This window comes from uncultured Peptoniphilus sp. (assembly GCF_946998875.1).
GTDB lineage: Bacteria > Bacillota > Clostridia > Tissierellales > Peptoniphilaceae > Peptoniphilus_A.
This window is the reverse complement of sequence record NZ_CAMQAY010000002.1, coordinates 150,354-163,025: the sequence shown is the minus strand read 5'-3', so window position 1 is coordinate 163,025 and position 12,672 is coordinate 150,354. Positions and strand designations below refer to the sequence as shown.

The following is a 12,672-nucleotide window of genomic DNA, read 5'->3' as shown; positions in this document are numbered from 1 at the left end:
AACTGAGCTAAAGGCCCTCACCATTGGCGGAGAAAGAGGGATTTGAACCCTCGCGACCCTAATCGGGACCTACTCCCTTAGCAGGGGAGCCTCTTCAGCCACTTGAGTATTTCTCCAAATCGAAGGTCACTCTTTAGCAACTTACTTTATCTATTCTAACGGACTAGATGTTTTTTGTCAACTATTTTTTACAAAAATATAAAAAAGTTTTTATAAAGGGTCACTGATTATTTATTAATGCAAAAGTATTATCTCATATTTTTTTAAAAAATAAAATTTATAAATTAATGTTGACATAATATCAAATTGATTTATAATGAATGTATGAACATGTATCGAATTTTAATTTATGTTATTTTAGCGGGAGGTAATTATGAATAAATATATTTTTCACTTAAAGGGACTTACTTGTGCAAACTGCGCAGGAAAAATTGAAGAAAAACTTAAAGTGACGCCTGGCATGATAAATCTCAACTATGATTTTTTAAATGATGAGCTTACTTTTGAATCTGAAAAAGAATCTAAAGATTTAAAAAGTGAGATTCAAGAAATAGTTGACTCCATAGAAGATGGCGTAACAGTTACAGAAGATTTAAATGAGGAGATTGAGGAAGAAGAGGAGGAAGAAAATTTTTCTATTTACAAGTGTATCATTACCTTCCTTGGTATAATAATTCTACATTTTTTAAATCTAGATGAAAAAATTAGATTTGTCTCTTACATAGTTTTATATGTAATTATTGGCTATGATGTAGTTAAAGCTTCAGTTTCAAAAATTGTCACTGGTAATTTTATGGATGAGAAATTTCTAATGACTGTGGCATCTATTGCAGCTATTATTTCTGGAGAATACGCAGAAGCTGTTGCTGTAATGCTATTTTATACTGTTGGAGAAATAATCCAAGATAAGGCTGTAGATAGCTCCAAAAAATCAATTAAAGAAGCCTTAAAATTAAAACCTGATTTTGCAAATTTAAAGAAGGGCCAAGATATAAAAAAAGTTGATCCAACGGAAGTTTCTGTTGGCGAAGTAATTGTAATTATGCCTGGAGAAAAAGTGCCTCTTGATGGAAAAATAATTAAGGGTGCATCAAACCTTGATACTTCAAATATCTCTGGTGAGTTTGCACCAATTTCTCTTGAAGTTGGCGACGAAATCACTTCAGGTTTTGTCAACTTAGATTCATCTCTTGAAATTGAAGTAACAAAGGAATATAAAGAGGGGACAATTGCAAAAATTATTGACATGGTGAAAAATGCCAGTACAAACAAGGCAAAAGTTGAGAAATTCATCACAAGATTTGCAAAAATTTACACACCAATTGTCATAGGACTTGCAATCTTACTTTTCCTAGTTTTAAATTTTGCAAGTTCACTAACTTTTAAAGAATCAATTTATAGGGCTGCCATATTTTTGGTAATATCCTGTCCTTGTGCTCTAGCGATTTCTGTTCCTCTTACAATTTTTGCAGGAATTGGCTCTCTTTCAAGAAGATCAATTTTTGTAAAGGGAGGAAATTCTATTGAAGCTTTGACAGATATTGATGGAGTTGCCTTTGATAAGACAGGAACAGTTACAAAGGGTGAATTTACTCTTGCAGAAGTTGAAGAAATAAAGGCTAAAAGAGATGAAATTTTGGAAATTGCAGCAGTGGGAGAGATGTACTCAACACATCCAATTGCAAAGGCAATTGTAAAAAGCTTTAAAACTGCAAAGACGCCTGAACACCTAAACAATATTGGTGGTAAGGGAATTGAATTTGAATTAGATGGCAAATCTTATTTAGTTGGAAATAAAAAATTAATGGACGATTTTTCTTTAAAACTTGAAAAGGAAGGAAGTTCAAATTTTGTAGATGTATTTGTGGCAGATAAAAATGAAATTTTGGGAATTATAAGACTAAAAGATGAGATAAAAGAAGGAGTAAAGGAAAGTGTAGATAATCTTCACAAGAGAGGCGTAAAGACTTATATGTTCTCTGGCGACAAGGAAAATGTAGTTAAGGACATAGCAACTGAAGTTGGAATAGATTATTATAAGGGTTCACTTCTTCCTGATGACAAGGTTAGGGAAATAAGGGAAATTGAAAAAAATAAAAAGATTGCCTTTGTTGGAGATGGAACTAATGACGCGCCTTCTCTAGCAAGCGCCTACCTTGGCATAAGCATGGGTAGCGGATCTGACATCGCCATTGAAACTTCAGATATAGTTTTATTAAAAAATGACATTTCTTCTGTAGTAAGAGGAATTGATATTGCAAAAAAAGTAAAAAAGATTGCCTATCAAAATATTTTTATAGCCCTAATTTTAAAGGTAGTAGTCCTAGTTCTTGGCGCAATAGGATATGTTTCCATGCCTCTTGCTGTTTTTGCCGATGTGGGAGTTGCCCTTATCTGTATATTAAATTCTCTTAGAGTTTTTAAGGAGAAATAAAACATAGTAAAATGCTATGAATTATTAGTTTTAATAAATAGTTGGATAATTTTAAAAATAATTTTCATGAGTTTTATGAGTTTGAAAACCCTACAAAAGCTTATAAAATAGATAAATTTTATTATTTTCAATAAATTCCATAAAATTTTATCATAAAATAATAACAATAATTATTGAAATATTAAAACTATTATGTTAATATTATGTAAGAACATTATGAATATAAAAATTCATAAATTTTGGTATAATTTTATGGAGGTAAATTAAATGGCATATGTAATTAACGATTCTTGCATCGCTTGTGGTGCATGTCAACCAGAATGTCCAGTAGGATGTATTTCTGAAGGAGATATCTATACAATTGACGAAGCTCAATGTATCGATTGCGGTAGCTGTGCAGCTGTTTGCCCAGTTGGTGCTCCAAATCCTGAAGACTAATTATTTAAAAGAAAGATAGGTTTCGCACCTATCTTTTTTTATTATTAAATTATATTTATTTTTAAAGAGAGAGTAAATTCTCTCTTTTTTTTATTGTAAAATTTTTGAAATAAAATAAATATTTCACTATAAAATCACAATTTAGGTTATAATGGATATAAACGAAAAGTTAAGAAATGTTTAATATTTTTATAATAAATATCAAACTTTATTTAAAAAATATATTGAATTAAGGCTTTGAAAGTGCAATAATTATTTTTCATTAAACTTTAGTGAATAAAAGATGAATAAAAGCAAAATAAATTATTTTAAATAAAGCATTAGAAATTATACTGGGTTGTTTTTATTTTGAAAGGAGAAGTGGAGTATGCTAATTCATATGGGATTAGATGTTGGTTCTACTACTGTAAAACTTGTAATATTAGATGAAAAATTAAATATTTTGTATAAGACTTATAGAAGGCATTTTTCTGATGTTAGGAAAACTGTAAAAGATGTAATCAATGAAGTTTATAGGGACTTCAAATATGAGACAGTTAGTGTAAATGTAACTGGAAGTGGTGGACTTTCTGTTCACAAATTTTTGGATATAGATTTTATTCAAGAAGTTGTGGCAGGCAGAGAGGCAATATCTTGTTTCATTCCAAAGACTGATGTTGCCATTGAACTTGGTGGCGAAGATTCTAAAATTACTTACCTAAGAGGGTCTGTTGAACAGAGAATGAATAGTATTTGTGCTGGGGGCACCGGTGCCTTTATAGACCAAATGGCTTCTCTTCTTCAAACTGATGCATCAGGTTTAAATGAAATGGCAAGGGATTATAAAAAAATATATCCCATTGCATCCCGCTGTGGTGTCTTTGCCAAGACTGATGTGCAAGCACTTATTAATCAAGGTGCTAGCAAATCTGATATAGCAATTTCTGTCTTCCAATCAGTTGTCAACCAAACTATTTCAAACCTTGCTTGTGGCAGACCAATTAGAGGAAATGTTGCCTTTTTAGGTGGACCCCTTCACTTTTTGCCAATGTTAAAGGAAAGGTTTGTTGAAACTTTATCTTTAAGTGAAGATGAAATAATTTCTCCAGAAAATTCACAAATATTCGTAGCACTGGGAGCAGCTCTTTCTAGTTTTGATTCAAAGCCAATTTCCTTTGTGGAACTATTTAATCGCGTAAATAAAAGTGCCGACATAAACATCAAGGAAAGTGATGTAATGCCACCACTTTTCACAAGTGATGAAGAAGTCAAAGCCTTTCGTGAAAGACATAAGACCAAGTCACTTAAAAAAGTAGATTTAAAATCTTATGAAGGACCAATTTATTTGGGTATAGACTCAGGCTCAACGACATCAAAACTTGTGGCAATATCTGATAAAAATGAACTTCTTTACAGTTTTTATGGTTCAAATAAGGGCAATCCACTTGATATAGCCATTGAAAACTTAAAAGAAATTTATAAAGAAAAAAATGACAAGGCATACTTTGCTGGCTGCGGCACAACTGGTTATGGTGAAGAATTTTTAAAGGCTGCACTTAACTTAGACTTTGGAGAAGTTGAAACCATAGCTCACTTTACTGCTGCCAAATACTTTGACCCAGAAGTGGACTTTATTTTAGACATTGGCGGACAAGATATGAAGTCCATGAAAATTAGAAATGGTGTAATTGAATCAATACTTCTAAATGAAGCTTGCTCTGCTGGCTGTGGATCCTTCCTTGAAACTTTTGCTCATTCAGTAAATATGACGGCAGAGGAATTTGCCAAAGAAGCAACACTATCAAGAGAACCAGTAGATTTAGGTTCACGCTGCACAGTCTTTATGAATTCCAATGTAAAGCAAGCTCAAAAGGAAGGGGCATCAGTGCCAGATATTTCTGCAGGACTTGCCTACTCTGTAATTAGAAATGCCATTCAAAAGGTAATAAAAATTAGAGATCCTAAGGACTTGGGCGAACATATAGTAGTTCAAGGTGGAACTTTTTTGTCTGATGCAGTCTTAAGAGCTTTTGAAAATTTAACTGGCGTTGATGTTACAAGACCTGACATTGCAGGCCTTATGGGTGCACTTGGAATGGCACTTATTTCAAAAGAAAAATCTACAGGTAAATCTAATTTAATATCTGAGGAAGAATTAGAAAAATTTGAATATAAATCTATTTCAACAAATTGTAGACAATGCACAAATAATTGTGCCCTTTCTGTAAATGTATTTCCCAATGGAAAGAGATACATCACAGGAAATAGGTGTGAAAAGGGAGCAGGTCGCGTAAGAAATAAAGAAGAGGAACTGCCAAATATGTTCCGCTACAAATATGAAAGAGTCTTTGACTACAAATCACTTCCAGAAAGGGAAGCAAAGCGTGGCATAGTTGGCATACCTAGAGTTCTAAATATTTATGAAAATTATCCCTTCTGGCATACATTTTTCACAGAGCTTGGATATTCAGTAATCCTTTCAAGTAAATCATCAAGAGAAATTTACGAAAAGGGAATAGAGACAATAACCAGCGAAACTGCCTGCTATCCTGCAAAAATTTCTCATGGTCATATAGAAGACCTAATAGAAAAGGGACTTGACTTTATATTTTACCCAGCAGTCTTTTATGAAGAAAGACAATTTGAAAGGGCAGACAATACATTAAACTGTCCTGTGGTGGCAGGTTATTCTGAAGTTATAAAGAACAATGTGGATGCCATAATTGATGGAAAAGTAAAGTTTATGAATCCCTTTATTTCCTTTGACGACAGAAAAAAACTTGAAAAGAGACTTTCCGATGTCTTCGACTTCATACCTAAAGACGAAGTTAAAAAAGCTGTCCGTGCAGCCTATGAAGAGCAAGATAGGTATAGACTTGATGTCTTAAATGAAGGCAACAGGATCTTAGAAGAAGTGACTAAAAAAAATCAAAGGGCAATAGTTTTATCAGGTAGACCTTATCACATTGACCCAGAAATAAATCACGGCATACCAGAACTTATTACAAGCCTAGGCCTAGCTGTAATTTCTGAAGATGGAATTGCAAGAAATGTTGAAATCGACTCTAGACTTAGAGTCCTAGATCAATGGAATTATCACTCAAGACTTTACAGGGCGGCAAAATTTGTGGGCGAACATGAAAACTTAGAACTTGTTCAACTTAACTCCTTTGGCTGCGGAATTGATGCAGTTACAACTGACCAAGTTCAACATATCTTAGAGTCCTACAACAAAATTTATACAGCCCTAAAAATTGATGAAGTTTCAAATTTAGGTGCCGTAAAGATTAGAATTAGATCCTTAATTGAAGCAGCAGAAAAGAGAGAATTTGAAAAAATTGACGCTGAACTTGAAGGACTACTAGACGATGATCCAGTAATGTTCACAAAGGAAATGAAGGAAGACTACACAATATTAATGCCGCAAATGTCTCCTCTTCACTTCAGCATTTTTGAGCCAATCCTAAGACATGAGGGGATAAACATTGAACTCCTAAAAGATTCTGGTCATAAAGTTGTAAATGAAGGCTTAAAATATGTAAATAACGACGCTTGTTATCCTTCAATTTTTGTAGTAGGACAATTTATGGATGCAGTAAAGTCTGGCAAATATGACACAAATCGCCTGGCTCTTCTCATGAGTCAAACTGGTGGTGCTTGCAGGGCTTCAAACTATGTTGGCTTTATTAGAAAGGCACTAAAGGATGCAGGTTACGGTCATGTGCCAGTAATTGGCTTATCCTTCCAAGGAATTGAAAAGCACACAGGTTTTGAATTTGATAAAAAACAATTAGTTAGAATTGGCAGAAAATTAATTCAAGGAATGCTTTACGCTGACCTCATTATGAGACTTACTCAAGCAACAAGACCTTATGAAGTTATAAAGGGTTCAGCAAATATTTTGCGAGACAGATGGATTGACATTACAACATCAGAAGACTTAAATTACAGCAAGAAAACTTTTATATCCAACATTAACAAGATGATTGGAGAATTTAATAGACTTGAAATAACAAAGGAAAAGAAGCCAAAAGTTGGAATAGTTGGAGAAATCCTAGTTAAGTATGACCCAGCTGCCAATAATCATGTGGCAGAACTTCTTGAAAAGGAAGGGGCAGAAGTTGTTATTCCTGATTTGACAGACTTTATGATGTACTCCTTTAAGAACGCAAGGGCAAAGGCTGATAAACTTTCAAAGTCAAGACTTACTGCCTTTGTATGTGAAATGGGAATTTCCTACATTGAATCCTACAGAAAGCATATTAGATTGGCACTTGAACCTACAAGGTTTATAGTTCCTGAAAAAATTGAAGAGATAATTGACTATGCAGAAAAGTATGTTGACCTTGGCAACCAATATGGTGAAGGATGGCTTTTGACTGGCGAAATGGTGGAATTAATTGAGTCAGGCGTGGAAAATATTGTCTGCGTCCAACCCTTTGGATGTCTTCCAAATCACATCACAGGCAAGGGCGTCATAAAGGCAATAAGAAATTCCTACGAAAGGGCAAATATTATTCCAATTGACTATGACGCATCAGCATCAGAAGTAAATCAATTTAACAGAATTAAACTAATGCTTTCACAAGCTAAGAGAAATATGGAACAAGGCGAAGATAAATACAACAGAGGCTATTTAAAGAGAGCTGCAAGTTTGAAAAATTAAAAATATTTAATTTGATAAAAAAGGACAAAAAATTTCCCCTCAATATGAGGGGATTTTTCTTGTCTTAATTATGAAATAAACTTATAAAAAAATTAGATTTTCTTAAAAATATTTTTTAAAGTTTCATCTTGCAATAAATTATTTGTGCTGTCTTGTTTTTTCTTTTCGTCGTTGTAAACTTGGATGTCCTTTTGTGGGTTATAAGTTTGACCCTTTAGACCTGCCTCAAAGGCATCCTTAGCTTCTTGCATCTTAACTTGGAAATCATTTAGTTCAATAATAAATTTTTTGGCAGAATCTTCATTTTTAGTCATAATAGATTCCTTAAGGCCAGGCAAAATTTCTAGGGCCTTTTGGCTTGCCCTTACAGTGTAATCGTGAGAATTTTTAAATTTATCTGGCACATTCATATTTTTAATCTTATCTACAATATTTCTAATTTCAGAATCTGCTCTGTCATAGGCAGCATTTAAGTCTGCATCAGAAAGCTTAGCTGCATTTTCAAAGAAGCTTGATTTTAAATTGACAATAGATTTAGTCAAATCATTTTGCAAATTTTTAATTTCCTTTACATAAACTTCTTCATCAGAAGATAAACTTAATATTGAAGACTTTGCTAAGTCTTTAATAATTACTTTAAAGTTGTCATTGTCCCACTTAACTTCAGCTTTTAAGTTTTCAGCAACAAATCTTAGGGGAACAAAAGTGCGGTCACTTTTTATCATAGCAGGTGCATCAAGTTCAAGATCTTTTCCATTGACCTTTGCCTTTTTTGAATCAATTTTTAATTCAATAGAAGTGTCTTTGCCCTTAACAGTGGCAAGCCTTGCATCATTATTCCAGCCTACCTCATAACCTAGTGTTTCAGAAATAAATCTAAGGGGAACCATGGTTCTCTCATTTTGAATAAAGGGTGAAACGTCTGATTTAATAATTTTTCCATTGTACTCAATTACTGGAGTTCTAGCTGCAAATACATTTGCGCTAATAAAAATTAAGATTACTAGTGAGAATATAAGTGATTTAAATTTTTTCATTTTATTCTTCCTCCTTATTTACTTTTCACTGAAGATGTGTAAGAATTTGGGTCAAATTGCTTTTCAATATAAATTAAGTTAGAATCCTTGTCGCCTTGAAGTTCAATAAAAGCTCCATCTCTTTCTGTAGGAGAAACTTCGCCCTTGTCATCGTCCTTAAAGAAGACAATGTATTCCTTGTTTGGTGTTAGAGTCTTAGGAAGGCTTACTTCTATTTGTGATAAGTCGCCCTTATAGTCCTTTAAAAAAGAAGTGTTCATGCCTTCTGCTGTTGAAGTTGAAATTCTAACTCTTGATATGTAATCAGAGTTTTTAATCAGTTCATTAACAGCTTCCTTGTCAAAGTTTGATGTAGTAATTTCTTCTTCGCTAGCTTCTTTTTCTACAGCAACAGAAGATATTTTTGCGTCATTTGTTTTTTCTGCCTTAGCACTTTTTTTACCACAGCCTGCTAGGCTAAGTGCCAAAGTAAAAGATATTAAAACAATTAATAATTTTTTCATAGCTACCTCCAATTTAGTTCATTATACCATAAATAAGCTGAAGAATAATTATATAATTTTAAATTAAGGACAATATGATATAATAAAAAGGGTGATAGAATGCCAAAAGAAGTGCTATTTATTTTAAATAAACTAAAGGAAGAAGGTTTTGACGCCTACATTGTAGGAGGTTGCGTCAGGGACAAACTTTTGGGCCTTCATCCACACGATTATGACATAACAACTTCTGCTGAGCCTAAGGAAATTAAAAGAGTTTTTAAAGATTTTAAAACTGTATTAGTTGGCTTAGAATTTGGCACAGTTGGCGTTCTCATTGGTGAAACTCTTTATGAAGTCACGACTTTTAGGATTGATGGCAAGTATTTAAATTTTAGAAAGCCAGAAAATGTAACTTTTTCAAAAAGCTTAAGAGAAGATTTAAAGAGGCGAGACTTCACAATAAATGCCATGGCTATGGATTCAAGTGGAAAGCTTTATGATCCCTTTGGCGGAAAAAAAGATTTAGATGATAAAATTTTAAGGGCAGTGGGAAATCCCGCGGAAAGAATTAGAGAAGATGCCATAAGGATTTTGAGGGCAATTAGGTTTGCAGGAAGGCTCAACTTATACATTGAAGATGAACTTTTCGATGCAATTTCCTTTGAAAGAAAACTTCTCAAAAAAATTTCTCCAGAGAGAATTTTTGATGAGTTTTCAAAGATGATAACATCAGAAAGACCTTCTTACTATTTACTTTTAATGGATGAGACAGGAGTTCTCGATGTAATTTTTCCAGAGCTTAAGAGGACAGTAGGATTTTCACAATTTTCTCCCTACCACGACAAAACACTCTTTGACCACTTAGTTTGTGTAATGGACGAAGTAAAACCGGACTTAGCTCTTAGACTTGCGGCACTTTTTCACGACATATCAAAGGTTGACACACTTTCCATTGGGGAAGATGGCAGGGGACACTTTTACGGTCACGAAGTTTTGGGAGCAGATTTAGTTTCTGAAATTTTAAAGAGATACAGAGTTTCCAACAAAATTATTGATAAGGTAAAAATTTTAATTCTAGACCACATGAAAGTTCACAGCGAAATGACAGATAAGGCACTGAGAAGGCAGATAAAAAGAGTGGGAAGAGATAATGTATTGGACCTCTACGACCTTTTAATTGCCGATTGCAAGTGCACTAGAATTGATAGAGATGCAAGCTTTATTATAAAGAGAAAAAATAGGGTAAAAGAATTATTAGACGAAAAAGAAATGAAAACTGAAAAGTTTTTAGAGATAAATGGAAATGACATTAAAGCTTTGGGTTTTAGCGAAGGCAAGATTATTGGAAAAATTTTAAAAGATCTTGAAAATTTAGTTTTAGATGACCCAGAGAAAAACAAGAGAGATTACTTAATAGATTATATAGATAAAAATTACAGGTGATAAAATGACAAGATTATTTGGAACAGACGGAGTTCGTGGCATTGCCAATCAAAAACTAACTCCAAAACTATGCTACGATATTGGAAGGGCAGCTGCCTTTGTACTTACAAAAAACAAAAAGGGAAAAGTTTTAGTTGGAAGAGACACAAGACTTTCAGGCGACTTAGTAGAATCTGCTCTTATTGCAGGTTTTATGAGCCTTGGACTTGATGTAGATGTGGCTGGAGTAATTCCTACACCAGGAGTTGCATACCTCACTAGGACTGGTGACTACCTTTGTGGAGTTTCTATTTCTGCCTCACATAATCCCTACGAATACAATGGCATAAAATTTTTCTCCAGTCAGGGGCTTAAACTTGACGACAGTGTGGAAGATGACATTGAAGAAAAAGTTCTTTCCACAACAAAAATTTATAAAGATGTAACGGGAGACCAAGTGGGAAGAGTAAATAGGTCTCATGAATTTACAGAAAAATATATTTCTTACTTAAAGGGACTAACTGATGAGAGATTTGAGGAATTTGAAGTTGCAGTAGATGCAGGAAATGGCGCTCAATCCTTTATAGCAGAAGAAGTCTTAAAATCTTATGGAGCAAGGGTAAAAATTATAAATAATGAGCCCAACGGCAAAAATATTAACGACAAGTGCGGCTCAACAAACCCAAAATTAATTGAAGAACTTGTAAAAAAAGATAAATCTAATATTGGCATGAGTTTTGACGGAGATGCTGACAGGATTATTGCCGTTGACGAAGAGGGAAAAGTTGTCGATGGAGACCACATCTTGGCAATTGTTGCAACTTATTTAAAGGAAAATAATAAACTTAATAATAATGCAGCTGTAGGTACTATAATGTCAAATATGGGCCTCAAAAAATATCTTGAAAGCATAGACGTGGACTTTATCGAGACAAAAGTTGGCGACAGATACATTTTGGAAAGGATGTTAAAGGAGGACTATATAATTGGTGCAGAACAATCTGGTCATGTCATCTTCCTTGACTACAATACAACTGGTGACGGACTTGCAACGGGGATACATCTTTTGGAAATCATGAAAAAAACTGGCAAAAAATTGTCAGAATTAAATGGTCTTATGAAGGACTATCCACAAGTTTTAAAAAATGCAAGGGTTCGCGATGATTTAAAAAATAAATTCCAAGAATTTCCTGATATAATTAAGGCAATAAAAGAAGTGGAAGAAGCTTATCACGGAAGTGGAAGAGTTGTAATTAGACCATCTGGTACAGAAGCTCTTGTTCGTGTGATGATTGAAGGAGAAGACAGAAATAAACTTTCACAAGATGCTGATAAACTAGTAAAAATTATTGAAGAAAAATTGAATTAGGAGCATATAATGTACAAAATAATATCAGACACAAGTTGTGATTTATCAAAAGAAGAAGTAAAAGAATTGGGAATTGAGTATGTACCCTTTAAAATTGCAATTGATGGCGTTGAGTATGAAGATGATGACAATTTAAACATGGAAGACTATTTGGATAAAATGGAAAAGACAGAAAATGCAATTAAGACAGCTTGTCCATCTCCCTATGATTATTTAAAAATTATTGAAGAAAATTCCGACAAGGACCTGTATATTCTTACAATTTCCTCAAAATTATCTGGATCTTACAATTCTGCCAAAATTGCAGAACAGGAAGCAAGGGAAAAGTTTAAAGACATAAAAATTCATGTAATTGACACAAAGGCTGCTTCAGCTGGGCACACAAGAGTTGTCTTAAAACTTTTAGATTTAGTTAAGGATAAAAGCTTTGAAGAAGTTGTACCTGCCATTGAAAGTGAAGTCAACAAATCTACAACTATGTTTGTCCTTGAAAGCATGAAAAATTTAATAAAAAATGGAAGAATAAAAAAGTCTGCAGGTCTTATTGCCAATGTCTTAAATATTAGACCTATTATGATTTCAAGGGATGGAGATATTGAACTATTTGAGATCAATAGAGGTATAAAAAAATCTTTAGATAAAATGATAAAGGCTATAGGTACTGAATGCAAAGCAGGCACACCAAATCTTGTTACAATTTCCTATGTCAAGAACAAAGAACGTGCAGAAAAAATGAAGGAAAAAATTGAAGAACTTTATGATGGAGTAATAGTTCACATTAGACATACAAATGGTCTATCTTCTGGATACGCAGACATCGGAGGTATTGTCATAGGTTTTTGAGG

At 33.5% G+C, this 12,672-nt stretch carries 8 protein-coding genes and 1 tRNA gene; 6 read left to right on the top strand and 3 right to left on the bottom strand.

Features of this window, described 5'->3' with window-relative positions; genetic code table 11:
- Positions 1–24: 24 nt before the first annotated feature.
- Positions 25–116, bottom strand: a tRNA-Ser gene (locus Q0U74_RS01975).
- 257 nt (positions 117–373) lie between these two features.
- Here Q0U74_RS01975 and Q0U74_RS01970 point away from each other — a divergent pair.
- From Q0U74_RS01970 to Q0U74_RS01960, 3 genes are all read left to right on the top strand, one after another.
- On the top strand, positions 374–2,434 hold the full coding sequence (locus tag Q0U74_RS01970) for a heavy metal translocating P-type ATPase (RefSeq protein WP_297392431.1): 2,061 nt from the start codon (positions 374–376) through the stop codon (positions 2,432–2,434).
- 267 nt (positions 2,435–2,701) lie between these two features.
- A complete protein-coding gene (locus Q0U74_RS01965) occupies positions 2,702–2,872 on the top strand; it encodes a DUF362 domain-containing protein (protein WP_019124611.1) in 171 nt (56 codons plus the stop codon).
- Positions 2,873–3,239: 367 nt separating this feature from the next.
- Positions 3,240–7,517, top strand: coding sequence for a 2-hydroxyacyl-CoA dehydratase (locus Q0U74_RS01960; protein ID WP_297392430.1), 4,278 nt, complete (start codon positions 3,240–3,242; stop codon positions 7,515–7,517).
- A 92-nt stretch (positions 7,518–7,609) separates the two neighbouring features.
- On the opposite strand, the gene Q0U74_RS01955 is transcribed toward Q0U74_RS01960, so the two are convergent.
- Both Q0U74_RS01955 and Q0U74_RS01950 read right to left on the bottom strand, forming a co-directional pair.
- Positions 7,610–8,554: a copper amine oxidase N-terminal domain-containing protein gene (locus Q0U74_RS01955; protein WP_297392429.1), complete on the bottom strand. Its 945-nt coding sequence runs from the start codon at positions 8,552–8,554 to the stop codon at positions 7,610–7,612.
- Positions 8,555–8,568: 14 nt separating this feature from the next.
- The gene (locus tag Q0U74_RS01950) at positions 8,569–9,057 is read right to left on the bottom strand and encodes a hypothetical protein (RefSeq protein ID WP_297392428.1); all 489 of its coding nucleotides are present in this window, start codon (positions 9,055–9,057) and stop codon (positions 8,569–8,571) included.
- Positions 9,058–9,156: 99 nt separating this feature from the next.
- Between Q0U74_RS01950 and Q0U74_RS01945 the strand changes: the two genes are divergently transcribed.
- Genes Q0U74_RS01945 through Q0U74_RS01935 form a run of 3 tightly spaced genes read left to right on the top strand, consistent with a single transcriptional unit; the run spans position 9,157 to position 12,670 of the window.
- Positions 9,157–10,479, top strand: a complete 1,323-nt coding sequence (locus Q0U74_RS01945; protein WP_297392427.1) for a CCA tRNA nucleotidyltransferase — start codon at positions 9,157–9,159, stop codon at positions 10,477–10,479.
- 4 nt (positions 10,480–10,483) lie between these two features.
- A complete protein-coding gene (gene glmM / locus Q0U74_RS01940; protein WP_297392426.1) occupies positions 10,484–11,827 on the top strand; it encodes a phosphoglucosamine mutase in 1,344 nt (447 codons plus the stop codon).
- A 9-nt stretch (positions 11,828–11,836) separates the two neighbouring features.
- Positions 11,837–12,670, top strand: a complete 834-nt coding sequence (locus tag Q0U74_RS01935; protein ID WP_297392425.1) for a DegV family protein — start codon at positions 11,837–11,839, stop codon at positions 12,668–12,670.
- The last annotated feature ends 2 nt before the right edge of the window (positions 12,671–12,672 follow it).

Coding starts and splice junctions, on each gene's coding strand:
- Q0U74_RS01960 (WP_297392430.1), top strand. CDS start 3,240: ATGCTAATTCATATGGGATTAGATGTTGGTTCTACTACTGTAAAACTT.
- Q0U74_RS01965 (WP_019124611.1), top strand. CDS start 2,702: ATGGCATATGTAATTAACGATTCTTGCATCGCTTGTGGTGCATGTCAA.
- glmM (WP_297392426.1), top strand. CDS start 10,484: ATGACAAGATTATTTGGAACAGACGGAGTTCGTGGCATTGCCAATCAA.
- Q0U74_RS01935 (WP_297392425.1), top strand. CDS start 11,837: ATGTACAAAATAATATCAGACACAAGTTGTGATTTATCAAAAGAAGAA.
- Q0U74_RS01945 (WP_297392427.1), top strand. CDS start 9,157: ATGCCAAAAGAAGTGCTATTTATTTTAAATAAACTAAAGGAAGAAGGT.
- Q0U74_RS01970 (WP_297392431.1), top strand. CDS start 374: ATGAATAAATATATTTTTCACTTAAAGGGACTTACTTGTGCAAACTGC.
- Q0U74_RS01950 (WP_297392428.1), bottom strand. CDS start 9,057: ATGAAAAAATTATTAATTGTTTTAATATCTTTTACTTTGGCACTTAGC.
- Q0U74_RS01955 (WP_297392429.1), bottom strand. CDS start 8,554: ATGAAAAAATTTAAATCACTTATATTCTCACTAGTAATCTTAATTTTT.